Annotated in this window: 26 protein-coding genes and 1 tRNA gene; 13 read left to right on the top strand and 14 right to left on the bottom strand. The window is 51.8% G+C overall.

The window, feature by feature from the left end; genetic code table 11:
• The first annotated feature begins 50 nt into the window (after positions 1-50).
• Entirely contained in the window at positions 51-431 is a 381-nt protein-coding gene (locus tag ABIB59_RS05565) for a helix-turn-helix domain-containing protein (protein WP_502910492.1), read from the top strand.
• An 862-nt stretch (positions 432-1,293) separates the two neighbouring features.
• Here the strand turns inward: ABIB59_RS05565 and ABIB59_RS05560 are convergent.
• Both ABIB59_RS05560 and ABIB59_RS05555 read right to left on the bottom strand, forming a co-directional pair.
• Positions 1,294-1,381, bottom strand: a tRNA-Ser gene (locus tag ABIB59_RS05560).
• Between the two features lie 145 nt (positions 1,382-1,526).
• Complete coding sequence (locus ABIB59_RS05555; protein ID WP_499016533.1) at positions 1,527-3,101, bottom strand: ABC transporter substrate-binding protein; 1,575 nt, start codon at positions 3,099-3,101, stop codon at positions 1,527-1,529.
• A 330-nt stretch (positions 3,102-3,431) separates the two neighbouring features.
• Between ABIB59_RS05555 and yccA the strand changes: the two genes are divergently transcribed.
• The gene (gene yccA, locus ABIB59_RS05550; protein WP_039078599.1) at positions 3,432-4,091 is read left to right on the top strand and encodes an FtsH protease modulator YccA; all 660 of its coding nucleotides are present in this window, start codon (positions 3,432-3,434) and stop codon (positions 4,089-4,091) included.
• A gap of 91 nt (positions 4,092-4,182) precedes the next feature.
• A complete protein-coding gene (gene tusE / locus ABIB59_RS05545; protein WP_039078598.1) occupies positions 4,183-4,509 on the top strand; it encodes a sulfurtransferase TusE in 327 nt (108 codons plus the stop codon).
• On the opposite strand, the gene yccX is transcribed toward tusE, so the two are convergent.
• Genes yccX through ABIB59_RS05530 form a run of 3 tightly spaced genes read right to left on the bottom strand, consistent with a single transcriptional unit; the run spans position 4,506 to position 6,209 of the window.
• Positions 4,506-4,799: an acylphosphatase gene (gene yccX / locus ABIB59_RS05540; RefSeq protein ID WP_039078597.1), complete on the bottom strand. Its 294-nt coding sequence runs from the start codon at positions 4,797-4,799 to the stop codon at positions 4,506-4,508. The two genes, tusE and yccX, sit on opposite strands and share 4 nt — an antisense overlap.
• A gap of 56 nt (positions 4,800-4,855) precedes the next feature.
• The gene (locus ABIB59_RS05535; RefSeq protein WP_354034369.1) at positions 4,856-5,644 is read right to left on the bottom strand and encodes a helix-turn-helix transcriptional regulator; all 789 of its coding nucleotides are present in this window, start codon (positions 5,642-5,644) and stop codon (positions 4,856-4,858) included.
• A gap of 10 nt (positions 5,645-5,654) precedes the next feature.
• A complete protein-coding gene (locus ABIB59_RS05530; RefSeq protein ID WP_354034367.1) occupies positions 5,655-6,209 on the bottom strand; it encodes a kinase inhibitor in 555 nt (184 codons plus the stop codon).
• A gap of 209 nt (positions 6,210-6,418) precedes the next feature.
• Between ABIB59_RS05530 and rlmI the strand changes: the two genes are divergently transcribed.
• Positions 6,419-7,630 carry a 23S rRNA (cytosine(1962)-C(5))-methyltransferase RlmI gene (gene rlmI, locus ABIB59_RS05525; protein ID WP_110294709.1) on the top strand — a complete coding sequence of 404 codons (1,212 nt, stop codon included), beginning with the start codon at positions 6,419-6,421 and terminating at the stop codon, positions 7,628-7,630.
• A 60-nt stretch (positions 7,631-7,690) separates the two neighbouring features.
• Complete coding sequence (hspQ, locus tag ABIB59_RS05520; RefSeq protein ID WP_039078594.1) at positions 7,691-8,008, top strand: heat shock protein HspQ; 318 nt, start codon at positions 7,691-7,693, stop codon at positions 8,006-8,008.
• Positions 8,009-8,033: 25 nt separating this feature from the next.
• Here hspQ and ABIB59_RS05515 read toward each other — a convergent pair whose 3' ends face one another.
• Positions 8,034-8,447 (bottom strand): CoA-binding protein, encoded by a 414-nt coding sequence (locus ABIB59_RS05515; RefSeq protein WP_039078761.1) that lies wholly within the window; start codon positions 8,445-8,447, stop codon positions 8,034-8,036.
• A 153-nt stretch (positions 8,448-8,600) separates the two neighbouring features.
• On the opposite strand from ABIB59_RS05515, the gene csgI reads away from it, so the two are divergent.
• Positions 8,601-9,263: a curli synthesis inhibitor gene (csgI, locus tag ABIB59_RS05510; protein WP_354034364.1), complete on the top strand. Its 663-nt coding sequence runs from the start codon at positions 8,601-8,603 to the stop codon at positions 9,261-9,263.
• A 111-nt stretch (positions 9,264-9,374) separates the two neighbouring features.
• Entirely contained in the window at positions 9,375-9,833 is a 459-nt protein-coding gene (mgsA, locus tag ABIB59_RS05505; protein WP_039078592.1) for a methylglyoxal synthase, read from the top strand.
• Between the two features lie 29 nt (positions 9,834-9,862).
• On the opposite strand, the gene helD is transcribed toward mgsA, so the two are convergent.
• Positions 9,863-11,917: a DNA helicase IV gene (gene helD / locus ABIB59_RS05500; RefSeq protein WP_354034362.1), complete on the bottom strand. Its 2,055-nt coding sequence runs from the start codon at positions 11,915-11,917 to the stop codon at positions 9,863-9,865.
• A 123-nt stretch (positions 11,918-12,040) separates the two neighbouring features.
• Here helD and ABIB59_RS05495 point away from each other — a divergent pair, with 123 nt between their 5' ends.
• Both ABIB59_RS05495 and yccS read left to right on the top strand, forming a co-directional pair.
• Positions 12,041-12,487, top strand: coding sequence for a YccF domain-containing protein (locus ABIB59_RS05495; RefSeq protein WP_354034360.1), 447 nt, complete (start codon positions 12,041-12,043; stop codon positions 12,485-12,487).
• 16 nt (positions 12,488-12,503) lie between these two features.
• Complete coding sequence (gene yccS / locus ABIB59_RS05490; RefSeq protein WP_039078589.1) at positions 12,504-14,633, top strand: YccS family putative transporter; 2,130 nt, start codon at positions 12,504-12,506, stop codon at positions 14,631-14,633.
• On the opposite strand, the gene ABIB59_RS05485 is transcribed toward yccS, so the two are convergent.
• Positions 14,630-15,250, bottom strand: coding sequence for a TfoX/Sxy family DNA transformation protein (locus ABIB59_RS05485; RefSeq protein WP_335256169.1), 621 nt, complete (start codon positions 15,248-15,250; stop codon positions 14,630-14,632). The genes yccS and ABIB59_RS05485 overlap by 4 nt on opposite strands.
• A gap of 218 nt (positions 15,251-15,468) precedes the next feature.
• On the opposite strand from ABIB59_RS05485, the gene sulA reads away from it, so the two are divergent.
• Both sulA and ompA read left to right on the top strand, forming a co-directional pair.
• Complete coding sequence (gene sulA / locus ABIB59_RS05480; RefSeq protein WP_039078587.1) at positions 15,469-15,969, top strand: SOS-induced cell division inhibitor SulA; 501 nt, start codon at positions 15,469-15,471, stop codon at positions 15,967-15,969.
• Positions 15,970-16,335: 366 nt separating this feature from the next.
• Positions 16,336-17,379 (top strand): porin OmpA, encoded by a 1,044-nt coding sequence (gene ompA / locus ABIB59_RS05475; RefSeq protein ID WP_039078586.1) that lies wholly within the window; start codon positions 16,336-16,338, stop codon positions 17,377-17,379.
• 72 nt (positions 17,380-17,451) lie between these two features.
• Here the strand turns inward: ompA and matP are convergent, their stop codons facing one another.
• The gene (gene matP / locus ABIB59_RS05470; RefSeq protein ID WP_039078585.1) at positions 17,452-17,904 is read right to left on the bottom strand and encodes a macrodomain Ter protein MatP; all 453 of its coding nucleotides are present in this window, start codon (positions 17,902-17,904) and stop codon (positions 17,452-17,454) included.
• A gap of 183 nt (positions 17,905-18,087) precedes the next feature.
• Between matP and ABIB59_RS05465 the strand changes: the two genes are divergently transcribed.
• Positions 18,088-19,848 carry an AAA family ATPase gene (locus ABIB59_RS05465; RefSeq protein ID WP_354034356.1) on the top strand — a complete coding sequence of 587 codons (1,761 nt, stop codon included), beginning with the start codon at positions 18,088-18,090 and terminating at the stop codon, positions 19,846-19,848.
• 69 nt (positions 19,849-19,917) lie between these two features.
• Complete coding sequence (fabA, locus tag ABIB59_RS05460) at positions 19,918-20,436, top strand: bifunctional 3-hydroxydecanoyl-ACP dehydratase/trans-2-decenoyl-ACP isomerase (RefSeq protein WP_071194677.1); 519 nt, start codon at positions 19,918-19,920, stop codon at positions 20,434-20,436.
• A 91-nt stretch (positions 20,437-20,527) separates the two neighbouring features.
• Here the strand turns inward: fabA and rmf are convergent, their stop codons facing one another.
• From rmf to ABIB59_RS05435, 5 genes are all read right to left on the bottom strand, one after another.
• Complete coding sequence (gene rmf / locus ABIB59_RS05455; protein ID WP_039078582.1) at positions 20,528-20,695, bottom strand: ribosome modulation factor; 168 nt, start codon at positions 20,693-20,695, stop codon at positions 20,528-20,530.
• Positions 20,696-20,949: 254 nt separating this feature from the next.
• On the bottom strand, positions 20,950-21,516 hold the full coding sequence (gene pqiC, locus ABIB59_RS05450; protein WP_071194678.1) for a membrane integrity-associated transporter subunit PqiC: 567 nt from the start codon (positions 21,514-21,516) through the stop codon (positions 20,950-20,952).
• Positions 21,513-23,153 (bottom strand): intermembrane transport protein PqiB, encoded by a 1,641-nt coding sequence (gene pqiB, locus ABIB59_RS05445; RefSeq protein ID WP_039078580.1) that lies wholly within the window; start codon positions 23,151-23,153, stop codon positions 21,513-21,515. Before pqiB ends, pqiC begins: the two co-directional genes overlap by 4 nt.
• Positions 23,154-23,157: 4 nt before the next feature.
• Positions 23,158-24,411: a membrane integrity-associated transporter subunit PqiA gene (gene pqiA, locus ABIB59_RS05440; protein WP_039078579.1), complete on the bottom strand. Its 1,254-nt coding sequence runs from the start codon at positions 24,409-24,411 to the stop codon at positions 23,158-23,160.
• Positions 24,412-24,425: 14 nt separating this feature from the next.
• Entirely contained in the window at positions 24,426-26,333 is a 1,908-nt protein-coding gene (locus ABIB59_RS05435; protein WP_039078578.1) for an ABC transporter ATP-binding protein, read from the bottom strand.

Here is a 26,333-nt window from a genome sequence, read left to right as displayed (position 1 = left end):
GTGTTCGAGATAACGAAGTCAAGGGAATTTAGAATTATCTAACTATGACGATGCCAGGTGAGCGCATTAGAGCGCGCAGAAAAGAATTGAATCTTACCCAGAGGGCGTTAGCCAAACTGGTTAAAGTCGCGCATGTTACTATTTCACAATGGGAAACTGGAGATAGTGAACCTGGGGGCAAGAACCTCTTTTCCCTTAGTTCGGCCCTGCAATGCTCGCCTACATGGATTCTTTACGGCGATGAAAACAGCGCCCCAGGCGACCCCATCCCCCCGCAAAATCAGCTAAACGAGAGTGAAAAAGAGCTGTTATCGCTATTTGCATCCCTTCCCGAGTCTGAAAAAGAGCGACATTTGTCCGACTTGCGTGAAAAAGTGGCAGATTTCAATCGGTTGTTCGAAGAATTGCTCAAAGCAAGAAACAATAAATAATTATTTATTTTTCAATTACATAACTTTATTTTTGCTTACTTTGTTCGTTTTAGCTAATTTTAAAGTTGCATTGAAAGTTAGATTTAACTAAATTAATCACACCAACAACGCACTAACCACGCGGTAGTTGTTCAGTAAAACGTTCTGACAGTCTGGAAAGACAGACAAAAGATCCGAGGTAAGCCCCGTAGTGAATTGCAGTTGCATTGACAGCAATCAGAAGATAAACACCTGACACCACAACCTTAAAGACGTAAAAAAGCCCACCGAAGTGGGCTCTTTTACCCCGAGCGGAGACCAATCCATCGGGTAGTGGCAACGGGAGACCAATCCCGCGCCGAGGAAAGACCAACGACTATGCCGTGGCTCGGCAGAAAGTATATCACAGGCGTCGCTATGCAAGCGCATACCACCACGCTTTCGACTCATCTGTATTTAAACCCGCATACCAGAAATAAGCTCATGGTCTCCACGACGGGTATACCCAATCCGATGGCGCAAAACATGCACCACATTCCGTTTTAGCCGCGCCTGACCAGCGCAAATCCATCAATTGAGGAAAGACCATGATCAGTTTTAACGCATTATTTGAGTCCAAAAAGTTGACGCGGCAAGCTGCTGTGCTGGGGTTGGGCTGGATGCAGATGTCTGATAAGGGGAGTTTTATTCAGCAGACCAAAACAGAAAGTCAGGTGCTGATCTATAACCGAAGAGTGCAAATCTGTCTGAGATGTGATCGCGCGCTTATTGGGAAAAGTCACTGTTAAGGCAAATGGCGGGGTGAGCTATTCTTCTCGAAAAGTCTTTTTATTCTTCGCCTCAAAAACAAAGGGCTTACCTAATGGTAAGCCCTTGTTTAATCTGGCGGAAGCGCAGAGATTCGAACTCTGGAACCCTTTCGGGTCGCCGGTTTTCAAGACCGGTGCCTTCAACCGCTCGGCCACACTTCCGGAATGAGGCGCACTATAAACATCCCCGATGCATCTGTAAAGCCCTGAAATGTTCATATGCCTGAAAAACAGCCAAATGTGTGTTAATCGCCTGAAATAACAACACACTGACCATTTTACAGCCGTTTTTTATGGCGACAGCACCTCAATGTTTTTTGATGTACATATCCTTCGTTAAATAATACCCGAGCCTGTCCGGGTCAAACCCGCCGACCCACGGCTTCACAAGATGCACGCGGACATAATGGTAAACAGGGATCGCCGGGACATCTTGCCCCAGTAAATCTTCCGCCTGCTGGTAATATTTGCTTCGCCCGGCGAGATTGCTTGCTTTGGCAGCATTTCGTAATGCGTCATCGTAAGCCGGATTACTGTACTGCGAGGTATTCTCGCTATCGCCCGTACGGAAGTTGTTCAAAAAGGTTGCGGCATCATCATAGTCGGCATTCCAGGCATAGCGAACCAGATCGAAGTGACCGGTATGCATGGCATCAAGCATCGTTTTCCACTCCTGGTTTTGCAGCTTTGCCTCTACTCCCAGGTTTTTCTTCCACATAGAACTAACGGCAATCGCGATGCGCTGATGGGTCTCCATGGTGTTATAAAGCAGATTAAACGACAGTGGATGCGCCTCATTAAACCCGGCTTCATTAAGCAATCGTTTCGCTTCTGCAATCCGTTTTTCCTGTGGCCAGGCGGCGTAATCCGGTGCGGACAAGGTTACTCCGCCGATTTCTGGCTGGCTGATTAACCAGGCCGGACGCTGCCCCTGCCCCATCACCTTATCGGCAATAATATCTTTATCCAGCGCCATATTGAGCGCCCGACGTACGCGCGGATCGTTGAACGGTGCTTTAGTGGTATTGAATTCGTAGTAATAGGTCGCCAGCAGCGGCGAAACGTTGACCTGATCGCCGAGCGTCTTTTTCAACTGGGCGAATTGATTTACCGGCACGGTATAGGTGATATCTATCTCACCGGCTTTATAGCGGTTTACATCGGCGGTTTCAGAAGAGATGGGCAGGTACGTCACTTTATTGACGACCGTCGCGCTATTATCCCAGTAGCGCGTATTGCGTACCGCGACGATACGCTCATTGACTACCCAGTCGCTAAGTTTGTAGGCGCCGCTGGTAACAATATGTTCAGGCTTGGTCCATTTTTCGCCAAAGCGGTTGATGAGAATCTTATCGACCGGCACCATTGCCGGATGCCCCAGCATAGCGAGGAAAGCCGCCGTCGGCTGCGTCAGGCGAACCTCAAGGGTATTATCATCCAGCGCCTTAACACCCAATGTCTCGGGCGCTTTTTTTCCAAGAGCAATGTCGGCGGCATTCTCTATATGCATGTTGCCGGGGTAGCTGGCATAGGGTGACACGGTTTTCGGATCGACGAGTCGCTGCCAGCTCCAGACGAAATCTTTTGCCGTAATGGCCGTGCCATCAGACCACGTCACGTTAGGGCGCAAATGAAACACCCATACCGTGTTGTCTTTGTTTTCCCATGATTGCGCGAGACGAGGCTCAACAGTGCCATCTTTTTTTACCGCAACAAGCCCATCGAATAAATCTCTGATAATCCCGAATTCGACATCGCTTTCTACTTTATGCGGATCGAGAGACGCAGGTTCGCTGCCATTGTTACGCACCAGCTCCTGCTGGGCCGCCAGCTCAGTTCCTGCGGGAACTGTCGCCGCGTTTAACGACGCGGAGGCGCTCATAATGCCTAACGCTAAGGCGCTTAGGGTAATACGGGTAAAATATCGTGATTTCATCTTTTTCGCCCTGATTATATTCCTGATGACGACGCGACTTCTTTCTTAGCGCGCTCAAGTCATCAGGGCAATATTTTTCAGTGACATATAAGACACTGGTATGGTTATTTTCTTCAAATGCGCACTTATGCTTAATTTTTGAGCATTTGAAGCATATTTAACCAAATGGATTTGCTTGCTTTTTGAGTAAAGATGGGTAAAACAACTTTGTAAGGAAACGGGGATTTCCTATCCTCGACATTTAATGACATCTGTTATGTTAAAAGAGAGTGCCTCATGGATCGTATTATTACCTCCTCGCGCGACCGTTCATCGTTGCTTAGCACCCATAAAGTGCTGCGCAATACCTATTTCTTACTGAGCCTGACGCTGGCCTTTTCCGCCATCACGGCAACCGCAAGCACCGTGCTGATGCTGCCCTCTCCGGGTTTGATTCTGACGCTGGTTGGGATGTACGGCCTGATGTTCCTGACCTATAAAACGGCGAACTCACCGGCGGGTATTTTTTCGGCCTTCGCTTTTACCGGCTTCCTGGGTTACATCCTGGGCCCAATCCTGAACGCTTACCTGTCTGCGGGCATGGGCGATATCATCGGCCTGGCGCTCGGGGGTACCGCACTGGTGTTCTTCTGCTGCTCAGCGTATGTGCTGACAACGCGCAAAGACATGTCCTTCCTCGGCGGTATGCTGATGGCAGGTATTGTGATTGTGCTGGTCGGGATGGTTGCCAATATCTTCCTGCAACTTCCGGCGCTGCATTTAGCTATTAGCGCAGTGTTCATCCTGATTTCCTCAGGCGCAATCCTGTTTGAAACCAGCAACATCATTCACGGCGGCGAGACCAACTATATTCGCGCAACCGTGAGCCTGTATGTGTCGCTGTACAACATCTTTGTAAGCCTGCTGAGCATTCTGGGCTTCGCCAGCCGCGACTAATCGCGTCATCGTGCATTACCAGGGCCCCGCTTATGCGGGGCTTTGTTTTTTGCTACACTCCCCGCGTTATTGACTCACCTTGCGAACGACCATGATCTTTGACGGTAAAGAAATTGAAACCGATAGCGAAGGCTATCTGAAAGACACGACTCTGTGGAATGAAGCACTGGCATCGGCGATTGCCGAAAATGAAGGTATCACCCTCGCAGAAGAACACTGGGAAGTGGTGCGCTTTGTGCGCGAGTTTTATCTGGAATTCAATACGTCGCCCGCCATTCGCATGCTGGTAAAAGCGATGGCTAACAAATTTGGTGAAGAAAAAGGCAACAGTCGTTATCTGTATCGCCTCTTCCCGAAAGGACCGGCAAAGCAGGCAACAAAAATTGCCGGCCTGCCAAAACCGGTAAAATGCATTTAATAGCGAATCCCAAAATTCGTCCATTCTCTGCCGGGTTGATGAGGCTCTGTTAAGACCTTTTCAACCCTGGCGCTGCGCGGCCCACCGGCTTTCAGCCAGGTAATGAGTTGCTCCACTTTCTCGTTATCGCCACAAGCGACAACCTCTACACTGCCGTCGTCCATATTGCGCGCGTAACCGGTTAACCCCAGACGCTGCGCCTCACGTTGCGTGCTATAACGAAACCCGACGCCCTGGACCATGCCATGAACCCAGCATATTACGCAATTCGATGTTGTCTCGTTCGCCATAACCACCTCCCCTCACGCAAAATCAGTCTCTCTTTTAATAGTAGAAACGTTAATCATCAGCGTACAGTTTTAGGTAAACATCCATAATGCTCACGGAACCTGGCAGTGAAACGCGAACCCGAAAGATACCCACAGCGAGAAGCTATTTCGCCAATAGGCAAGGTAGTGGATTGTAGCTGTGATAATGCAAGCGACATGCGAACCTCCTCGACAATTAGTCGGTAACTTTGAGACTCATCTTTAAGCCGTCTGCGTAAAGTGGATTCGCCAATAGCAAGTTGCCCTGCTATCTCTTGCACACTCCATTTTTTTGCGGGAGACAACATGACAATTTGTCGCACCTGCTCGGTCAGACTATAACGACGCTCAATCAGAAGCGGACCCGCACCCCCCTCTTCAAGCAGTGCTAACAAAAGCCCCATCGCCTGATGTTTTTGCAATTTTTCCGGTAAATCATGGCGAACCGCATGTAATAAATTGTCCCACATAAAGGCCAGATCGTGACTTAGAGGGGCGCATACGGACGCAGGCCTGGCGGCTGGAAAATCCCGTATATATTGTGACTTAAACTCTGTGAGCAGATCGGGCGATAATACTAATAAATCGGAGTGAAACTGGCCATGTACTGGCTGATTAATGATTTCGAGAGAGGTATTTGCCGGAACGATAATAAGCTCATCAGGTGTCGCGACAACCCGATTCTCTTCCTGAATAATAACCTTGCTTCCCTGCGTAATATGGCAAATGGCAGCACTGAAAAGCTTTACACGATGCAGACGATGCAGATGGTTCGAACGGACTTCTGCCGCCGTTAACGTTTTATGCTGAAACTGGACTTTCTGCACCGTGTCACCTTTATCTTCCGTAGGTTGCTGTGAAACTCGCTTTTGCAATGACATTACTGTTGAGCATATAGCCAACCAGAGCACCACTTGCATTGCTATCAATAGGCAGTTTATCAGTACTCAGCGCCCATACGGTGAATTGATACGGATGCGGTTTATCGCCGACGGGAGGACACGCCCCCCCAAAGCCCGCATAGCCATAATCGTTTCGCCCCTGAACTGCCCCGTCAGGCAACGTAGGGCTCTTTTCATCTCCCGCGCCCGTTGGGAGTGTTTGTGTTTGCACCGGTATGTTCACCACCGTCCAGTGCCACCAGCCGCTTCCCGTCGGGGCTGAGGGATCATAAACGGTTATCGCAAAACTTTTGGTTCCTGCTGGTGGATTATGCCAGCCCAGTTGCGGAGATGTATTGCCGCCATGACAACCAAATCCCGCAAAAACCTGTTGTTCTGTTAAACGATGGTTCTGAATATCCGCACTGCTGAGGCTAAACGTCTCAGTCGCGAAGGCATTAACGCTCCCGGCGGCCAAAAAAATTAAGATGGTGAAGGTGATTTTTTTCATTGTATTTCCTCGTTGATGTTGAGAAATACAATTTAAGATTTAGCGTGCGCAGACGTTGTGCCTGAACGTTTTGTTTTTGTGCCGAAACGCTCACCCCATCAGGCGGGTGCCTGGCCCGGGCATGTGTGCTACCCTACGCGCCGTTTAATTATCAAGAGCCGGGCCGATATCCCCCGGTTAATATTGACGTTCGTCAGAGGTTCCCCGGTATGACCGAATCTACAAGTGCAAGGTTTCCCCGTTTAGTGTTAGCCAAAGGGCGCGAGAAATCCTTGCTGCGCCGCCATCCCTGGGTGTTCTCCGGCGCCGTAAGCCGTATGGAAGGAAAAGCCCGTCTCGGTGAGACTATCGACATTGTCGATGCGCAGGGTAAATGGCTGGCGCGCGGCGCCTTTTCGCCGGAGTCGCAAATTCGCGCTCGCGTCTGGACCTTCGACAAAGACGAGCTCATCGACATCGCGTTTTTTACCCGCCGCCTGCAGCAGGCACAGCAATGGCGTGACTGGCTGGCAGAGCGCGACGGGCTGGACAGTTACCGTCTGATTGCAGGTGAATCCGATGGTTTACCGGGCGTTACCATTGACCGCTTCGGTAATTTCCTGGTACTGCAATTGCTTAGCGCTGGTGCTGAATATCAGCGCGCTGCCATTATCTCTGCGCTGCAGACACTCTACCCGCAATGCTCCATCTACGATCGCAGCGATGTTGCGGTACGTAAAAAAGAGGGGCTGGCGCTCGCGCAGGGTCCGGTTGTGGGTGAGTTGCCGCCTGATCTGCTGCCAATCCAGGAAAATGGCATGAAGCTGTATGTCGATATTAAGGCCGGCCATAAAACCGGCTATTACCTCGATCAACGCGACAGCCGCCTGGCAACCCGCCGTTACGTTGCCGACAAACGCGTCCTTAACTGTTTCTCTTATACGGGTGGTTTCGCCGTATCCGCTCTGATGGGCAATTGCCGTCAGGTGGTGAGTGTGGATACCTCCCAGGAAGCGCTGGACGTTGCCAAAAAGAACGTTGAGTTAAACAAGCTTGACCTCAGCAAGGCTGAGTTCATTCGTGATGACGTCTTCAAACTGTTACGCAAATATCGCGATCAGGGCGAGACATTTGATGTCATCGTCATGGATCCGCCAAAATTCGTAGAAAATAAGGGGCAGCTTCAGGGCGCATGTCGTGGCTATAAGGATATCAACATGCTCGCTATCCAACTGTTGAACCCCGGCGGCGTGTTACTGACTTTCTCCTGCTCTGGCCTGATGACCACAGATTTATTTCAGAAAATCATCGCCGACGCCGCAATAGATGCTGGCCGTGATGTACAATTTATAGAGCAGTTCCGTCAGGCCGCCGATCACCCGGTGATCGCTCCCTACCCGGAAGGACTGTACCTTAAAGGGTTTGCCTGTCGCGTCATGTAACTTGATTTTTGGAGCCTTGCCCGCATATCTGGGTCATGTACAGGTTCCCGGGAGGTGACAATGATTGCCAGCAAATACGGTATTGGTCAGCAGGTTCGCCACTCGCTGCTGGGCTATCTTGGCGTAGTGGTGGATATTGACCCTGAGTATTCACTCGACGAACCGTCAGTCGACGAGCTGGCGGTTAACGATGAACTCCGGGCTGCGCCCTGGTACCATGTGGTGATGGAAGATGATGACGGTCAGCCAGTGCATACCTATCTGGCTGAAGCACAACTGACCAGTGAGATTCAGCAAGAACATCCTGAACAACCTTCGATGGATGAGCTGGCGCGGACGATCCGCAGGCAACTGCAGGCACCCCGCCTGCGTAACTGACAACACCCCGCAATGCGGGGTGTTTTTATTTTGCGAGTCCTAACCGCGGGATTTCAATAGCCGGACATCTGTCCATCACGACCTTCAATCCCGCCTCACTGGCCAGCACGGCGGCCTGTTCGTTGATTACGCCAAGCTGCATCCATAATGTTTTCGCGCCGATGGCAATAGCTTCCTGGGCAACGCCCCATGCCGCTTCGGAATTACGAAATACGTCAACCATATCCACTTTTTCCGGCACATCAGCCAGCGTGGCATATCCTTGCTGCCCCAGAAGCGTTGCACCGGCAACTTTCGGTGATACCGGAATAACGTGGTAACCCTGGTCAAGCAAATACTTCATGACCCGGTAACTCGGCCGGTCAGGTTTGTCACTCGCCCCCACCAACGCGATGGTACGTGTCGATTTCAGGATCTCGGCGATATCGGTCTCTTTCATGGTTTCCTCCAGCGGTTTTCCAAAGTGTATGTCAAACATTGCGCTACAACCATGCATCCCATACAGAAGTATGAGTGCGAGAACAGGTTATATGTCTATAAGTTAATAAATAAATTGAAATGTGAATTGGCAATGAGCCCCCAGGAGCGCGCAATGAAGTGCGGGTGGACAGTATTCATTATCACGTGTTTGATACCGGTTAATGTACTGGCTACGTCGCTTCGCCTGTCCGGCGATATCGACCTGTTGGTTCTTGATGGCAAAAAGGTGTCCAGCTCACTGCTTCGCGGCGCGGAAAGTATAGAACTGGAAAACGGCGTTCATCAGGTGGTTTTCCGGGTTGAAAAAAATATGGAGCCTGGCAATCACGAATCCCGGCTATTTATTTCCGTACCGCTGATTGCCACCTTCGATACGCAGCGCATCAGCCAGGTCAACTTCAACCTTCCCCCTATCGACACACAAAAGGCAGCCGAGGCGTTTAACGCCACGCCTCATCTGGCTTTACTGGATGGCAACGCCACACCGATTCCGGTAAAACTCGATATCCTTGAGATCAGTGCAAACGGGAAAATCATTGACTATGAACATGAGACAGAGCATTACAACAAAGCGGGGAAATATGCTTCGCTACCCAAATTTGCAACGATGATGGCCGATGACAGCACCTTACTCTCTGGCGTTTCAGAACTGGATACCCCACAGACACAATCGCAAACCCTCACAGAACAGCGCCTGAGGTTCTGGTACCAACAGGCCGACCCGCAAACCCGTGACCGTTTTATGCAATGGATTAAGCAACAACCCCCGTCATGATCCGCGCGAGTTAACATTACGCGCATTCGCGCATAATTTTTTACGCCATTCTCTTGCAGCATCAGGCGCTTCCAGTAATCTGTAGCGAAAATACTTTGACGGAATCGGATTATGGAACTCACAACACGCTCCTTACCCGTGCGTAAGCACATCGCACTGGTTGCGCATGACCATTGCAAGCAGATGCTGATGACATGGGTTGAACGCCATCAGCCAAAACTGGCTAACCACGTTCTCTATGCCACCGGGACAACCGGGAACCTGATTCAGCGGGCTACCGGTCTTGAAGTGAATGCCATGCTGAGCGGCCCGATGGGGGGTGATCAGCAGGTTGGGGCGCTCATTTCGGAAGGCAAAATTGATGTGCTGATTTTCTTTTGGGATCCGCTGAACGCAGTGCCGCACGACCCGGATGTTAAGGCGTTGCTGCGTCTGGCGACCGTGTGGAATATTCCGGTCGCCACCAACCTTTCCACCGCTGATTTCATCATCCAGTCTCCCGGTTTCGCAGAAAGTGTCGAAATCCTGATCCCGGATTACCAGCGCTACCTCGCTGAACGTCTGAAATAGTCTGTGCGGGCGGCTGATGCCGCCTGCTCTCAGGGTTTCCTCGCCACCGGCACATTAAGCTGCCTGAGCGCATCAACGAATCGCGACGGGTTGTCTTTATCAAACAGCAGCCAGACGCGTTTACGTGCTCGAGTGATAGCGACATACAACAAGCGGCGCTCTTCGGCGTCAGGAAAATCTTCCGGCACCGGCAACAGCGCCTCCTCCATAATGGACTCACGGGCGGGGGCCGGGAAACCGTCCTGCCCTTCGTGTAACCCCAGCACAATGACATATTCCGCCTGCTGACCTTTACTGGCATGAATGGTCATAAAATCGAGCTGCAGTTTTGGCCAGCGCGTGGCGGCTTTATCAAGGCTGGCGGGCTTACCATGGTGATAACGCGCCAGCACCAGAATACGATCCTCCTGGGTGGCATAACCGCTGAGCTTATCGAGAAGCGTATCCAGTTGGTCCGCCGCCAATAATGTCACCGCGTTTTTATCGCCGGCGCTCAGGCTGTTAAGAGGTTTATTGAGCTGGTGCGGATTCTGCTGGATAAATCCATTGGCGACTTCACCAATGCGCGTGTTGAAACGATAGGTCGTATCCAGCGCGCACAGATCGCCTTCGCCAAAATAGTCATGAAACGCCGTGGTCAGCGAGAGTTGCGCGCCGCTGAAACGGTAAATGGCCTGCCAGTCATCACCCACCGCAAACAAAGTGGTTTGTGAATTCTGCCACCGTAATGCAGCCAGCAGCGCGGCGCGTTGCGGCGAGATGTCCTGAAACTCATCCACCAGGATATGCTTCCAGGGGCTGACAAAACGCCCTTTATCCAGCACGTTAATCGCCTGATGAATCAATCCGGAAAAATCAACGGCGTTTTCCGCTTTGAGCGCGGTTTTCCAGGCTTTCAGCAGGGGTGCCATCAGTTTGACTCGCTTGCTGAACAGCGTGCGTACCTCTTCCGGCGCCGCATCAATCATTTCAGTCTGACTGCCACCATGCATACGCATCAGGCTGACCCAGCGATCCAACCGGGGTCCCATCCGACGCCGCAGTTTCTCATCGTCCCAGAAGTTGCCTTCCGGAACCTGCCACTGCAGCTCCTCTTCCAGCCACTGTCGCCAGCCTTTGGCCTGCGCCTTTTTCTCTGCGCACTGAGTTTGCCAGGCTTTAAGCAATAACGTTTGTCGTGCGCTGGTGTCGCTCTCAAGTTTGCTAATTTCCGGCGCTTTTTTTCCACCCTGCTGGATGATGTATAACGCCAGCGCATGAAACGTACGTGCAGTGATGTCATCCGTATGCAACCGCTCACGAATACGCTCATCCATCTCTTGCGCGGCTTTTCGACCAAAGGCCAACAGCAGGATCTGATCCGCTGATGCTTCGCCGCGCAGCAGCAGCCAGCCTGCGCGAGCCACCAAAACCGAGGTTTTTCCACTGCCTGCCCCGGCGAGCACCAGCAGCGCGTTTTCACCATTGACCACCGCCCTTGCCTGCGCCGGGTTGAGCGGAGAACTTTCGATGTTTTTAAAAAAGGCCTCGTACTGGACCAGCATTTTGTCGGTCCAGTCCTGATTGTGTTTGGCGCGTCCAGCCTCTGTATCTTTTAACCAGGCCTGACATTGCCGCCACAGGTCCCGACAGTTAGCAAAAGATTCAAGGCGGCTGGTGGGAACAGGCAACGCATCGAACGCCTTGTGAAGCTGTTGCTGAACACCTTTAAGCTGCGCGCGAGTGAGCCATTTTTCCTGATCCATACGTCCGGAAATGTCCGCGAGTTGTTCGGAGAGTACCCCCGCTGCCACCTCGCTCATCTCGGTGCTCCACGCCACCCAGCGTTCATTCAGATGCTGATAAAAGCGCTGTGTTTCATTCCATTCAGTCCCGTGCAAACGAACGACTTTATTATCTGCCAGAACAAATTCCAGCTCGCCCCATACCAGGCCACGTTTGCACTCGATTGCCAGCAACTGATTAAAAGGAATAAGGTATTCATGTCGATCACCTGAAACCTTCACGCCCGCATTGAGGATGACTACTCGATCATATGGATGCTGCGCCAGCCGCTTTCCCAATGAAGTCGCTTTTAGTTCCATCACACATCCTTTTTCAGCTTATGACTGTGATTGCCAGTTTAACCGCCAGAGAATACGTGCTCCAGCCAAAAAAATCGTTACAATTGTCAGGTCAATTCCCTGACAGAATAGCATTGAGGTAATATGCGTACCGTTCTGAATATATTGAACTTTGTCCTTGGCGGTTTTGCCACCACACTCGGCTGGCTATTAACAACGGTTTTGAGTGTTGCATTGGTTATTACCCTGCCGCTTACGCGCTCCTGTTGGGAAATCACTAAATTGTCGCTGATCCCCTGGGGCAACGAAGCTGTGCATGTCGATGAGCTGAACCCTGGCAGTAAAAATACCCTCATGAATGCTGGTGGGACCGTGCTCAACGTTCTCTGGTTCGTGCTGTTTGGCTGGTGGCTCTGCATGATGCATATTATGGCCGGTATTGCCCAGTGCATGACCATCATCGGCATCCCGGTCGGTATCGCCAATTTTAAAATTGCGGCAATCGCCTTATGGCCGGTTGGCCGCCGTGTTGTGTCGGTTGAAGTGGCCCGTGCCGCGCGCGAAGCCAATGCTCGCCGTCGTTTCCCGTAAACGAGTCACGAATACTATGCTAAGCCCCCTCCTTCGCCGGTACACCTGGAATAGTGCCTGGCTTTATAACATCCGTATCTTTCTTGCGCTAAGCGGAACGGCGGCATTGCCGTGGCTGCTTGGCGACGCGAAACTAACGATCCCTTTAACACTGGGCGTTGTTGCCGCAGCGCTGGCGGATCTCGATGATCGTCTGACCGGCCGTTTACGTAATTTAATCATTACCCTGATTTCTTTTTTTATCGCCTCGGCATCGGTCGAGCTTCTGTTTCCCTGGCCCTGGTTATTTGCCATTGGGCTTATCACGTCGACCATTGGGTTTATTTTGTTGGGAGGGCTGGGGCAACGCTACGCCACCATTGCGTTCGGCGCATTGCTTATCGCCATCTACACCATGCTTGGCACCACGTTATATACCGCATGGTATCAGCAGCCACTTTTACTGCTGGCAGGCGCCATCTGGTTTAACGTGCTGACGCTGGTCGGGCATCTCGTTTTCCCCATCCGCCCGCTGCAGGATAATCTGGCGCGCTGCTACGAGCAGTTATCCCAATATCTGGAGCTCAAAGCGCGACTGTTCGATCCGGATATTGAGGAGGAAAGCCAGGCCCCGCTTTATGAGCTGGCGCTGGCTAACGGGCAGTTGGTGTCAACACTAAACCAGACCAAGGCGTCATTATTGACCCGCCTGCGGGGCGATCGCGGACAGCGAGGAACGCGGCGTACGCTGCACTACTATTTTGCCGCACAGGATATTCATGAACGTGCCAGCTCTTCGCATATACAGTACCAGACACTGCGGGAACATTTTCGCTACAGCGACGTGATGTTCCGTTTTCAGCGGTTGATTACTCTGCAATCCCAGGCCTGTTCCAGGCTTGCTAACGCCATCCTGCTTCGCACACCTTACCAGCATGATCATCGCTTCGAACGCGCATTTATACATCTTGATGCTGCGCTAGATCGCATTCGAGCCAGTGGTACAACGTCGTCTGATCAACTGAAAGCGTTGGGTTTCTTACTCGATAATCTCCGCGCCATCGACGCACAACTGGCGAGTATCGAGTCCGGACAAGCGCAAACTGCGCAGAAAAACGAAACGGAAAACTTACTGGCAGATGACAGCCTGCATGGATTGAGCGATATCTGGCTGCGTTTACGCAACAACCTTACACCGGAGTCGGCACTGTTTCGCCATGCCGTGCGGATGTCTGTTGTGCTGTGTGCGGGCTACGCCATCATCCAAATTACCGGTCTGCACCACGGATACTGGATACTGCTCACCAGCCTGTTTGTCTGCCAGCCTAACTACAACGCCACGCGCCACCGTCTCACGCTGCGTATCGTTGGAACTATTGCAGGTATCGCCCTCGGCCTCCCCGTCCTTTATTTTGTTCCCTCCCAGGAGGGGCAACTGATACTGATTGTTGTTACCGGTGTGCTTTTTTTCGCCTTTCGTCTTGTACAATACGCGCAGGCCACCATGTTCATCACCTTACTGGTGCTGCTCTGCTTTAATTTGCTCGGCGAAGGTTTTGAAGTCGCCATGCCGCGAGTTATTGACACAATCATCGGATGCGCCATCGCCTGGGCCGCGGTAAGTTTTATCTGGCCAGACTGGCGTTTTCGCAATTTGGCACGCGTGACCGAGCAGGCATTTAATGCCAACTGCCGTTATCTGGACGCAATTCTCGAACAATATCATCAGGGTCGTGATAACCGGCTGGCCTACCGTATTGCCCGAAGAAATGCCTATAACAGAGATGCCGAACTGGCGTCGGTGGTCTCGAATATGGCATCGGAACCAGGTGCGACACCTGAACTGCGTGAAGTGGCATTTCGATTACTTTGCCTGAATCATACTTGTACCAGCTATATCTCTGCTCTTGGCGCACATCGCGAACAGCTTACTCATCCGGCCATTCTTCGCTTATTGGATGATGCAGTCTGTTATGTTGATGACGCCCTTCATCACCAGCCTGCTGATGAAGAGCGCGTACAGTTGACACTGGCAGATTTGTCGCGACGAATTAAGCATCTTGAGCCGCGACCTGACAGCAAAGAACCTCTTGTATTGCAACAAATAGGTCTGCTTATCGCCCTTTTGCCAGAAATGTGCCGTTTACAGCGGCAGATCATGACTTAATGATCCTGGTTTTTTTTCTGACCCACCTCGTGGTACCAGTCGATTAACTCCTGGCGTCTCAACGCCGGGAGCGCGGCTTCATGCAGCCCAATGATCGCGCCTTCCAGACCCAGCAGCACCTTGATGCCCATGTGTTTGTTCAACGCCTTCAAACGCAACCAACACGCTTTGGCGCCCAGATGCCGCAGCATACGTTCGTCTGGTATACCTGCGTCAAAAAGCATCATCTCAAGTTGAAAGCTTATGTTTGGAAGGTCCTTAAGGCGATGAGGCGTATCTCGCGCCGCTTTTTCCTCCCGGGCCGCCGCGAGCGATTGTGATGAAAGCCGCAACAATGTTGGCAAGTCATGCCAGAGATGCTCATCAACAAAGTAGTAGTTAAGTGAAACAGCGCGGCCACGCTTCTGGATTGTCAGAAGAGGTGAACTTCGCGTTACCCGATATTCCGCGCTCTCCTCACAGGCACGCAGGTATAACTCTCCTTCTGAAATCATCGCAAACACGGTGTTGTCTATCGATAAGCTGTAGCCACCAAAATGCGCGCGAAAGCGAATTTTCCCCAAAGGTGCGAGGTATTCCCGGGACTGATAGATCCTTTGATAGGATATGTTTTTCATGATTATTCCCTTGTAAATCATGGAGTAAAAACATTAATTCTGTTAACCGATCCGCTACTGAGGAACATAGGCAAGTGCGCGCAACTCAGCAAGAAAATTTTGCGCCTTCATCGCAATACAAGACAAAATTGCGAGATGCTTTCAGAAAATGAGGTTGATCTTTGAACGTCCAGGGGTTACTGTATGTTTATACAGTAACTAACAGGGCTGGGTTGATCATGTACCATTCATTAAGCCGTGCAAATCGTTCAACACAATTTCTTTCCGCACACAGCGCAGAGGCCATTGAGGCTTCTACGGGTCTGATCAGTGAGGTTGTTTATCGCGAAGATCAGCCCGGCATGACACAATTGCTGCTGTTGCCGTTATTACAGCAACTGGGTCAACAATCGCGCTGGCAGCTCTGGTTGACGCCGCAACAAAAATTAAGTCGTGAATGGGTGTTGTCGGCAGGCCTGCCGCTGACTAAAGTTATGCAAATCAGCCAACTCTCTCCCTGCCTTACGCTGGAATCAATGATTCGCGCGTTACGTACAGGCAACTATAGCGTTGTGATTGGCTGGCATGCAGAAGAGCTGACCGAAGAAGAACACCGCCGTCTGGCGATTGCAGCCGAAGAAGGGAACGCTATAGGCTTCGTTATGCGCCCAGTACAATGTAATCCTCTCGCTGCGAGACAGCATTCCGGGATAAAAATTCACTCGAATTTGTATCATTGAGTAAAATTAGGATAAATCCTGGCATTATTTTTCTGTCTGACAAGGTTTACCGTGTAATCAGCGAAATACGCCGCCAGCGCCCGATTCAGGCGACTTGCAAGGCAACTGAACTGGCGAATAGTTCCGCAAAAGTGTTAAATATTGTGTATACAAAGCCTTTTTTTTCATATGCCTGACGGACTTCACACTTGTAAGTTTTCAACTACGTTGTAGACTTTACATCGCCAGGGGTGCTCGGCATAAGCCAAAGATATCGTGAAGATATCTCTATAGGGACTGATGAGCAACGCCCCCGGTGAAGGATTTAACCGTGACTTCTCATCGAGATTTTCATGGCGATTTTTGGATGATAACGAGGCGCAAAAAATGAAAAAGACAGCTATCGCGATTGCAGTGGCACTGGCTGGTTTCGCTACCGTAGCGCAGGCCGCTCCGAAAGATAATACCTGGTATGCAGGTGGCAAACTGGGCTGGTCTCAGTTCCACGACACCGGCTTCATTGCGAACGACGGCCCGACCCATTCAAGCCAGCTTGGTGCAGGTGCGTTCGGTGGCTATCAGGTTAACCCGTACGTTGGTTTTGAAATGGGTTACGACTGGTTAGGTCGTATGCCATACAAAGGCGACAACGTAAACGGTGCGTTCAAAGCTCAAGGCGTACAGTTGACCGCTAAACTGGGTTACCCGATCACTGACGATCTGGATATCTACACCCGTCTGGGCGGCATGGTATGGCGTGCAGACGCTAAAGACAACAGCGGCTTCAAAGACCACGACACCGGTGTTTCCCCGGTATTCGCTGGTGGTGTTGAGTGGGCAGTTACCCGTGATATCGCTACCCGTCTGGAATACCAGTGGGTTAACAACATCGGTGATGCAAACACCGTTGGTACCCGTCCGGACAACGGCATGCTGAGCGTAGGTGTTTCCTACCGTTTCGGCCAGCAGGAAGAAGCAGCGCCAGTAGTTGCGCCGGCTCCGGCTCCGGCTCCGGAAGTACAGACCAAACACTTCACTCTGAAGTCTGACGTCCTGTTCAACTTCAACAAAGCGACTCTGAAACCGGAAGGTCAGCAGGCACTGGATCAGCTGTATGGTCAGCTGAGCAACCTGGATCCGAAAGACGGTTCCGTAGTGGTTCTGGGCTTCACCGACCGTATCGGTTCTGACGCTTACAACCAGGGTCTGTCTGAGAAACGTGCTCAGTCCGTTGTTGATTACCTGGTTTCTAAAGGTATCCCGGCGAACAAAATCTCTGCACGTGGCATGGGCAAATCCCAGCCGGTTACTGGCAGCACCTGTGACAACGTGAAAGCGCGCCCTGCGCTGATCGATTGCCTGGCGCCGGACCGTCGTGTAGAAATCGAAGTTCGTGGCAGCAAAGACGTTGTAACTCAGCCTCAGGCTTAAGTTCACGTGCTGTAAAAAAACCCCGCGATGCGGGGTTTTTTATTGCCTGAACAAAACCAATTGTACAAAAAATCACTCTTTGCCTAATAGCGCCTGCAAATCCTGTTTCAGTGACGACATGGTGGTGGCGTATTTTTCTTTATGCTCGGCATCTTCAATTAACTGCACAATGGTCTCCGAAAGGGTTTTGCCCCGACGCTGTGCCAGAGCGGCCAAACGTTGCCAGACAACAAACTCCAGGTCGATTGATTTCTTGCGCGTATGCTGATGCTCGGCATTAAAATGGCGTTTGCGCCGCGCCCGAATAGTCTGTTTCATGCGGTTCATGAGAGACGGATTAATATGCTGCTCAATCCAGGCATTCACCTGCACGGGTTCATTTTCGAGGGTTAGCAATAAATCGACGGCCTCTTTGGCCGCGCTGGCTTCAATATATCTTGTAATAAGCTCACCTTCCCGGTGCTTTTTCACCAGATACTTCCATTTCCAGCCGCTTTCAAGATTTTCCAGTTGTTGATATTTCATTGCGATCTCAACGTTACCGTGTAACTCTGTTCAGAATATCAGTTTTTTTCTGCTCTGCTGAAAAGAAATCACATTCTGTATATCCCAACAACATATCTGCAACGGGAAAACGTGTATTCCCTGTGTGCTGCCCATGCGTTTACGGTATAATCCCGCCTTTTACATCAGACTAAAAAAACGACTTTGACCATTACAAAACTTGAATGGAATGAACTGACTCCGGATACCGAGAGCTATCAGGATGTGTTTAAGCAGTCCGCACTCACTGACGAGACGGTCTTCTTCCTGGGCAATACCCAACCCCGATTACACTATGCGCTGGAACAGTTGCTTCATCCTGCGGCGACGTCACGCTTTATGCTGGCCAAAGCGCCAGAAGAAGAAGAGTATCTGACGATCCTCGCCGGGGCTGTGTCAGCGCTGCAGTCCGAGGAGATCGACGTTGTAGGTGGCGACTATCAGGTTAATGGTGCGACAGTTACGCTTACCCCCGCACAAAACGCAGAAGCCAATTTTGCCGGTAAAAACCAGGTAGTTATTGCCGATTGGGTTGAAGCTGAGCAGTTGTTTGGTTGCCTGCGCCAGTTCAATAACGAGATTACCCTGCAGCCCGGGCTGGTACATCAGGCCAATGGTGGCACGCTGGTTATCTCTCTGCGCACCCTTCTGGCGCAACCTTTACTGTGGATGCGTTTAAAAACCATGGTGACGCGCCGTCGTTTTGACTGGGTTGCATTTGATGAGTCTCGTCCCCTGCCCGTGTCAGTTCCGTCATTGCCGCTCGATCTTCGGGTTATCCTCGTGGGTGAACGCGATTCGCTGGCTGATTTCCAGGAGATGGAACCAGAGCTTGCCGAACAAGCTATCTATAGCGAATACGAAGACAACCTGCAGATTAGCGATGCGGAAACACTGGCGCAATGGTGTCAGTGGGTTCAACTGGTCGCCCGGGAGGCAGAATTGCCTTCACCGTCTGCAGATGCGTGGCCGGTACTGATTCGGGAAGCCGTTCGTTATACCGGCGATCAAGAGACGCTCCCGCTCTGCCCGCTATGGTTAACCCGCCAGTTAGGCGAAGTGTCCGCTATGACCGACGCCCGGACATTTGATGCTGAGCAGCTTACCACCATGCTTACTCAGCGTGAATGGCGAGAAGGCTATCTGGCGGAGCGCATGCAAGATGAAATTCTGTTAGAGCAGATCCTCATTGAGACTGAAGGTGAACAGGTCGGTCAAATCAATGCCCTGTCAGTGGTTGAGTTTCCGGGACATCCACGTGCATTTGGCGAACCTTCACGTATAAGCTGCGTCGTGCACATCGGCGATGGCGAATTTAACGACATTGAACGTAAAGCGGAACTCGGCGGCAACATTCATGCGAAAGGCATGATGATAATGCAGTCTTTCCTGATGGCTGAACTGGAACTTGAGCAACAGATCCCGTTCTCCGCATCGCTGACCTTTGAGCAATCTTACAGTGAAGTGGACGGTGACAGCGCCTCGATGGCTGAACTGTGTGCCTTGATCAGCGCCCTGGCGGATGTCCCTGTCAGCCAGAGTATCGCTATCACCGGTTCGGTGGATCAGTTTGGTCGCGCCCAGCCTGTGGGTGGGCTTAACGAAAAGATCGAAGGATTCTTTGCTATCTGTCAGACTCGTGGTCTGGACGGCAACCAGGGGGTGATCATACCCGTTGCTAATGTGCGCCATCTTTGTCTGCGCCAGGAGTTGCTGGATGCCGTCAAGGCAGGTCAATTCTCTATCTGGGCCATAGAAGATGTCATGGATGCCCTCCCCTTATTGACCAGACTGGTCTGGGATGCAGAAGGACAAACTACACTGAAGCAGACCATCCTGGAGCGTATCGCCCAGGCGACGCAACAAGACGCTCGTCACCGTTATCCGTGGCCGCTTCGTTGGCTTAGCTGGTTCAGTCCCAACTGATCGGACTTGTTCAGCGTACACGTGTTAGCTATCCTGCGTCCGAAACTCACAATAAGGCTTACATAGAACATGGTAGATAAACGCGAATCCTATACAAAAGAAGATCTTCTTGCCTCTGGTCGCGGAGAGCTGTTTGGCGAAAAAGGCCCACAATTACCAGCTCCAAGCATGCTGATGATGGACCGTGTGGTGTCAATGACCGAAAACGGTGGGAATTTCGACAAAGGATATGTTGAAGCTGAATTAGATATTAATCCGGATCTGTGGTTCTTTGGTTGCCACTTTATCGGCGACCCGGTAATGCCAGGGTGCCTCGGTCTGGACGCTATGTGGCAGCTCGTTGGTTTCTACCTGGGCTGGCTCGGTGGCGAAGGCAAAGGCCGTGCGCTGGGCGTAGGCGAAGTGAAATTTACCGGTCAGATTCTGCCGACCGCGAAAAAAGTCACCTACCGTATCCACTTCAAACGCGTCATCAACCGTCGTCTGGTGATGGGCCTGGCCGATGGTGAAGTGCTGGTTGATGGCCGTGTTATCTACACTGCGACCGACCTGAAAGTGGGCCTGTTCCAGGACACCTCTGCATTCTGATGCTGATTGCCGTGTAACGCGCCACAAAATGGCGTAGGGCAAAAAAGGCGAAACCTCCGCAATGCGGAGGTTTCTTGTTAAAGAGACAGAATCAGGCAATGACGGCCCTGTCCTCCATGGCTTCTCGCCAGCCTCCCATCCATTCGGATCTCTGATTCAGCGTCTGATAAGGACACATTTCTTTTGGCCGTCCGGTGATTCCGGCCTGATACCCACGTTGATGTGCCCGTTCCAGGCGATCTCGCTTTTGTCTCTTCATGCCTCGTTTCCCTCATTTTTTGGTCTGGTGGAAAAGAAAACAGTGGTTACTAAGTATGCAACCACAGGCTACGAATACCCTGGATACGGTTTGTCGTCAATGCGCAAAATTCACGCCAGTGTCATAAATGTGACCTAAACAGAAGTTCATTTGTACAAAAACTGTGAACCAGCACAGGTAATGAATTGAGCACAAAATAAAAAAAGCCGTCAGACAAAAATGACCTGACGGCGTAGATAATGCAGTCAATTTTACTATGGCAGACGTTTAAGCTCGCTGGCGATACTTGCCGATTCCTGTTGCCACGCCTGGGCCAACATTTTCACCATCTCGTCATAGCCGTCTTGCTGCTGCTTAAGCTCAATGTGGAAAGGACGCTTAATCAGTTGCCCACGATGATTAACCAGCCATTCGCCGCTCACGATAACCCGCCCGTCATAACGACCATGAAAGCCGGTCACGGTGACGTTGAGCGTGTCCTGCTCACTGCCAAGCGGTTGCGAAGCCACAACCCAGCCGGGAAGAGCGTTACTTAAATTCGCCACCAGCGTCGTGCGAAGCTGTTGGTCCAGCGGGCTCGCCCACAGGTTATTGGTGGCAATAACGTATTGCACATCGGTTGTCTGATAGACCACGCCATTTCCTGCGAGATAATCCGGCACCGTCACCTGCTCGACCCACAGCAGGTGTTGCCCACGCGCATCACTTTGCGTCACCGTTGATTGCGGCGGTGATGGTAGCTGATAATAGCTCTTCTTATCACCGCTCGCGCTGCAGGCCGTCAGAAGCATGGCCAGAAGCGCTATCATTCCTTTTTTCATTCTTTCGCCCTCTTCGGCTGCGGATCGTCTTTACCCTTCGCTTCAAATACGAGCGCATTACTCTTATCGTTCAGCGTTTTGAGCACCGGCTGTAGCTCACGCAACACCTGATCAAGACGCTGCATATCCGCCACCATCTTGTTGTACGCGGCCGACCCCGGCTGGAAGCCCTGCATACTGCGATTGAGCTCACGCAGCGTATTTTGCATATCTGCTGGCAACTGCTGCATAGACTGACTGGCTGTCAGCTTATTCAGATTATCGAGTGTCGTCTGCAGACGGCGCATCGTCTGCTGGCTCGCCGTTAATGTATTGGTCGCCTGCTCGATCATTGGGTTAAGTGGCAGATTGTTAATTTTATCCAGCGTATCCATCAGTTTTTGCTGAATCTGCGCCAGACCGCCGCTGACCGTCGGGATGATGCGATAACCACCAAATTCCGGCATATCGGTGACAGGTGGTGCTTTAGGATAAAAATCCAGGTCGACATACAGGGCGCCCGTCACAATATTGCCGGTTTTCAGCGCCGCACGCAGGCCACGTTTCATTAACTCGGTAATATGCTCATCCACGTTAGGATCGCCGCCAAACTGGCTAATCAGACGCTGAGGCTCAATACGAATCAGAATAGGTATCCGGTAATCATCATTCAATTTCTGACGCATTTCTGGCGTGAAGAACGGGACTTTCGCCACGGTCCCCAAGCGAATACCGCGAAACTCGACCGGCGCGCCGGGTTGCAGACCGCGAATCGAATCTTTGAAGAACATCAGATAATCGATATGTTCGGTATACAGGGACTCCTGAATACTGCGCTGGTCGTCATACAACATAAACGCCGTTTTTTCAGCAACAGGCTCGCCCAGTTCATTCCCTTCCGGCACGTCAAAGCTCACGCCACCACCAAACAGGGTACTGAGCGATCCCATTTCAACCCGCATTCCGGCAGAGGTTAAATCAACGGCGATACCGCTGTCTTTCCAGAAACGCACGTTGCTGGTGACCAGGCGATCGTTTGGCGCATTAATAAAAAGCTGATAGGTGATCGTACGTTTCTGCGTGTCGAAAGTACTTGTCTCGACAGAGCCGACCCGGTAACCACGGAAAAGTACCGGATCGCCCGGAGAGAGTTGCCCCGCTTTTTTGCTGTCCAGGATAATCCGAATCCCTTTTGCATCCGGCGGTGCCAGCGGCGGCGAATCAAGCAGGTTATATCTCTCCGGCTGATTGCCCTTTTTCCCTGGCTGGAGCTCGATGTAGGCGCCAGAAAGTAATGTCCCGAGCCCGCTGATCCCTTCACGGCCAACCTGCGGTTTAACCACCCAAAAAACGGAGTCGTTGTAGAGCAACTTTTCCATCCCGGTATTCAGGCGCGCTTTAATCTCAACGTGGGTGAGATCGTCCGTCAGCGTCGTGCTCTCTACCACGCCGACATCCACGCTACGGCTTTTGATGGTCGTTTTACCCCCGATGATGCCTTCGGCATTGGTGGTAATGAGGGTGACTTCCGGCCCCTGGTGGCTGTAATGGTAAAAGAGGATCCACGCACCGATGAGGGCCGTGACGATCGGGAATATCCATACCGGCGACCAGTTTTTAACTTTCTGCACTTTCGCCTCCCCACTGGTTTTCTCCATGTTCTTACGACTCCTCATGGCTCGATTCAGGCTCGCGATCCCAACTCAGGCGGGGATCGAACGTCATTGCCGCAAACATTGTGATGATGACGACCAGCGCAAACATCAGCGCCCCCATGGCCGGATAAATATTCATTAATCCTCCCATGCGCACCAACGCGGAGAGCACGGCGATGACAAACACATCAATCATCGACCAGCGCCCAACAAACTCAACGATTTCATAAATAAAGTGCATACGTTCACTGTCTCGTCGGCCGTGGCCTTTCGCATCCCAGCATAACCAGGCGATGGCGATCATTTTCAAGGTGGGCACCATGATACTGGCGATGAAAATCACCAGCGCAACCGGATACGACCCCTCGCTCCAGAGTAAAATCACCCCGGCAAGGATCGTCGATGGCATCTGATCGCCCAACAGATCGGTAATCATGATCGGCAAAATATTGGCGGGCAGATACAGCAGGATCGACGTCACCAGTAGCGCCATCGTCCACTGCAGACTGTTTCTGCGCCTGACATAGCCTTTGGTATGACAACGCGGACAGACGGGTTCGTCCGCCGCCACAATGGCGGTGCAACATGGGCAACTGCGTAATCCCTGATGAATGCCCGGCACACCAACGCGCAACGGCGCGACCGGCACCGGCGCAGGGGCGATATCATCCCACAGCCAGTGACGATCCACACACTGCATGGTACGCAGTTGTAGCAGGCAAAACAGACACCATGGAATAAAGCTGCTGCCGATGCCCACATCACCATAGGCCATCAGTTTGACAAAGCTCACCAGCACGCCGGCCAGAAAAATCTCTGCCATACCCCAGGTTTTAAGCTGGAAAAGGATACGCGCCAGAAACGTTTTGGTCTGCTGCGACATCGGCACGCGATTGACCAGCAGCAGTATGGTCACCAGGCAAAATGCCGGGACCATCTGAACGAAAAGTAAAAAGAGCGTCCCAAGACTGGCGTAATCTTCCGAGAACATTACGCCCGGGATCTCCAGTAGCGTCACCTCACTGGTGACGCCTGCTACTTTCATATTCACAAAGGGGAACAGATTGGAAAGCAGTAGCATGAACAGCGCCACCAGCGCATACGCGGTGGGCCGTTGTCTGGGCTCATCCCATTGCGTGGTTAATGTTGCGCCACAGCGAGGGCAAGCCGCTTTATGACCATGCTGTAATGGGGGCAAAGCCACCAGTAAATCGCACTGGGTACATAAAATATGCCGTGTGGCGTGGTGATGTTCACACATACTGACTTCCTGAGTTATGCGCCGTTTTTTAGAGCCTCCAGATACTCCCAGCGTTCAAACGCTTCTTCCAGCGCCTGTTCCGCCGAAGCCAGTTCGGCTAATACTTTCTGCGTGTGGTCGTGAGGCTGGCTGAAAAAGCTGGCATCTGCCACCTGAGCCTGCAATGTTTCCAGTTCCGCCTCCAGCTTTTCCAGCTTTTGCGGCAGTTGTTCCAACTCACGTTGCAGGTTATAGCTTAGTTTGTTACTGGTTCGTTTAACACTTTCTGTTTTGTTAACCGAAGCTTCGGCAACTTTCTTCTCGGATGCGGCTTTGTAGGCCTGCGATGCCGCTTGCTGACCACGCGCATCATGATAACCGCCAACATATTGACCAATCCGTCCCGCGCCTTCGAAGATCCAGCACTCTGTAACGGTGTTATCGACAAACTGACGGTCGTGGCTGACCAGCATAACAGTGCCCTGGTAGCTGTCGATAAGCTCTTCAAGCAGCTCCAGCGTTTCGACATCCAAATCGTTGGTAGGTTCGTCGAGAATCAATAAGTTACTGGGTTTCAGGAACAAACGTGCCAGCAAGAGTCGGTTACGTTCACCGCCGGAGAGCGCGCGAACCGGTGTCATCGCCCGTTTCGGATGGAAGAGAAAGTCCTGCAGGTAGCCCAGCACATGGCGTGGCTTACCGTTTACCAACACTTCCTGTTTGCCTTCCGCCAGGTTATCCATCACCGTTCTGTCCGGATCGAGCTCCGCGCGGTGCTGGTCAAAGTAAGCCACTTCCAGCTTGGTACCGCAATGGATGCGCCCACTGTCGGCCTGCAACTGACCCAGCATCAATTTGAGCAGCGTGGTTTTACCACAGCCATTCGGTCCGATCAGGGCAATCTTGTCGCCGCGCTGAACCTGAGCAGAGAAATCTTTGACCAGCACTTTGCCGTCCACCTGATAGTCGACATTTTCCATCTCAAAGACGATTTTGCCCGAGCGGCTTGCCTCTTCCACCTGCATCTTCGCGCTGCCCATCACCTCGCGGCGTTCGCTGCGTTCGCGACGCATGGCTTTCAATGCGCGCACACGGCCTTCATTACGGGTACGGCGAGCCTTGATGCCCTGGCGGATCCAGACTTCTTCCTGCGCCAGCTTGCGGTCAAACTCCGCATTTTGCAGTTCTTCAACGCGCAGGTTTTCTTCTTTTTCCAGCAAATAAGTGTCGTAATCGCCGGGATAGGTCACCAGTTTTCCACGATCCAGATCGACAATGCGGGTCGCCATATTGCGGATAAAGGAACGGTCATGCGAGATAAAAATAATGGTACCGCTGAAGGTTTTCAGGAACCCTTCCAGCCAGTCGATGGTTTCGATATCAAGGTGGTTTGTTGGTTCATCGAGCAGCAGTACTTTTGGTCCGCTGACCAGCGCTCGGCCCAGCGCCGCCTTACGCAACCAGCCGCCCGAGAGCGATGCCAGCGGCATGTCAGCTTCCAGCCCCAGTTGTGCCAGCACTTCATTGATACGGTTTTCGAGCTGCCAGAGACCGTGGTGGTCCAGCAGTTCCTGTAAGCGCGCCATCTCGTTCAGGTTTTTATCGCTTGGATCGGTCATCACCAGATGCGAAATTTCGTGATAACGCTTGAGGTACTCCGCCTGCTCTTCAATCCCTTCGGCCACAAAGTCGTAGACGCTGCCCGCGACATTACGCGGCGGATCCTGTTGCAAACGTGCCACGATCAAATCCTGTTCGTACACGATGCGGCCATCATCCAGCCCCTGTTCGCGGTTGAGGATTTTCATCAGCGTCGATTTGCCCGCGCCGTTACGTCCTACCAGACAGACACGTTCGTTATCCTCGATATGCAGTTCGGCATTATCGAGGAGGGGCGCATCGCTAAACGACAGCCAGGCGCCATGCATACTAATTAATGACAT

The sequence above is a fragment of the Citrobacter sp. UYEF32 genome (assembly GCF_040546205.1).
Lineage (GTDB): Bacteria > Pseudomonadota > Gammaproteobacteria > Enterobacterales > Enterobacteriaceae > Phytobacter > Phytobacter diazotrophicus.
Note: the sequence above shows the minus strand (reverse complement) of the source record. Positions and strands in the feature narration are given on the sequence as shown.

Bases quoted from the DNA above. Each gene is read 5' to 3' on its own strand.
- ABIB59_RS05555 (WP_499016533.1), bottom strand. From the start codon at position 3,101: ATGAGCGCCTCCGCGTCGTTAAACGCGGCGACAGTTCCCGCAGGAACT.
- tusE (WP_039078598.1), top strand. From the start codon at position 4,183: ATGATCTTTGACGGTAAAGAAATTGAAACCGATAGCGAAGGCTATCTG.
- ABIB59_RS05565 (WP_502910492.1), top strand. From the start codon at position 51: ATGCCAGGTGAGCGCATTAGAGCGCGCAGAAAAGAATTGAATCTTACC.
- hspQ (WP_039078594.1), top strand. From the start codon at position 7,691: ATGATTGCCAGCAAATACGGTATTGGTCAGCAGGTTCGCCACTCGCTG.
- ABIB59_RS05495 (WP_354034360.1), top strand. From the start codon at position 12,041: ATGCGTACCGTTCTGAATATATTGAACTTTGTCCTTGGCGGTTTTGCC.
- rlmI (WP_110294709.1), top strand. From the start codon at position 6,419: ATGACCGAATCTACAAGTGCAAGGTTTCCCCGTTTAGTGTTAGCCAAA.
- ompA (WP_039078586.1), top strand. From the start codon at position 16,336: ATGAAAAAGACAGCTATCGCGATTGCAGTGGCACTGGCTGGTTTCGCT.
- ABIB59_RS05435 (WP_039078578.1), bottom strand. From the start codon at position 26,333: ATGTCATTAATTAGTATGCATGGCGCCTGGCTGTCGTTTAGCGATGCG.
- csgI (WP_354034364.1), top strand. From the start codon at position 8,601: ATGAAGTGCGGGTGGACAGTATTCATTATCACGTGTTTGATACCGGTT.
- sulA (WP_039078587.1), top strand. From the start codon at position 15,469: ATGTACCATTCATTAAGCCGTGCAAATCGTTCAACACAATTTCTTTCC.
- yccA (WP_039078599.1), top strand. From the start codon at position 3,432: ATGGATCGTATTATTACCTCCTCGCGCGACCGTTCATCGTTGCTTAGC.
- fabA (WP_071194677.1), top strand. From the start codon at position 19,918: ATGGTAGATAAACGCGAATCCTATACAAAAGAAGATCTTCTTGCCTCT.
- rmf (WP_039078582.1), bottom strand. From the start codon at position 20,695: ATGAAGAGACAAAAGCGAGATCGCCTGGAACGGGCACATCAACGTGGG.
- pqiC (WP_071194678.1), bottom strand. From the start codon at position 21,516: ATGAAAAAAGGAATGATAGCGCTTCTGGCCATGCTTCTGACGGCCTGC.
- pqiB (WP_039078580.1), bottom strand. From the start codon at position 23,153: ATGGAGAAAACCAGTGGGGAGGCGAAAGTGCAGAAAGTTAAAAACTGG.
- mgsA (WP_039078592.1), top strand. From the start codon at position 9,375: ATGGAACTCACAACACGCTCCTTACCCGTGCGTAAGCACATCGCACTG.
- yccS (WP_039078589.1), top strand. From the start codon at position 12,504: ATGCTAAGCCCCCTCCTTCGCCGGTACACCTGGAATAGTGCCTGGCTT.
- matP (WP_039078585.1), bottom strand. From the start codon at position 17,904: ATGAAATATCAACAACTGGAAAATCTTGAAAGCGGCTGGAAATGGAAG.
- yccX (WP_039078597.1), bottom strand. From the start codon at position 4,799: ATGGCGAACGAGACAACATCGAATTGCGTAATATGCTGGGTTCATGGC.
- helD (WP_354034362.1), bottom strand. From the start codon at position 11,917: ATGGAACTAAAAGCGACTTCATTGGGAAAGCGGCTGGCGCAGCATCCA.
- ABIB59_RS05515 (WP_039078761.1), bottom strand. From the start codon at position 8,447: ATGAAAGAGACCGATATCGCCGAGATCCTGAAATCGACACGTACCATC.
- ABIB59_RS05530 (WP_354034367.1), bottom strand. From the start codon at position 6,209: ATGAAAAAAATCACCTTCACCATCTTAATTTTTTTGGCCGCCGGGAGC.
- ABIB59_RS05485 (WP_335256169.1), bottom strand. From the start codon at position 15,250: ATGAAAAACATATCCTATCAAAGGATCTATCAGTCCCGGGAATACCTC.
- pqiA (WP_039078579.1), bottom strand. From the start codon at position 24,411: ATGTGTGAACATCACCACGCCACACGGCATATTTTATGTACCCAGTGC.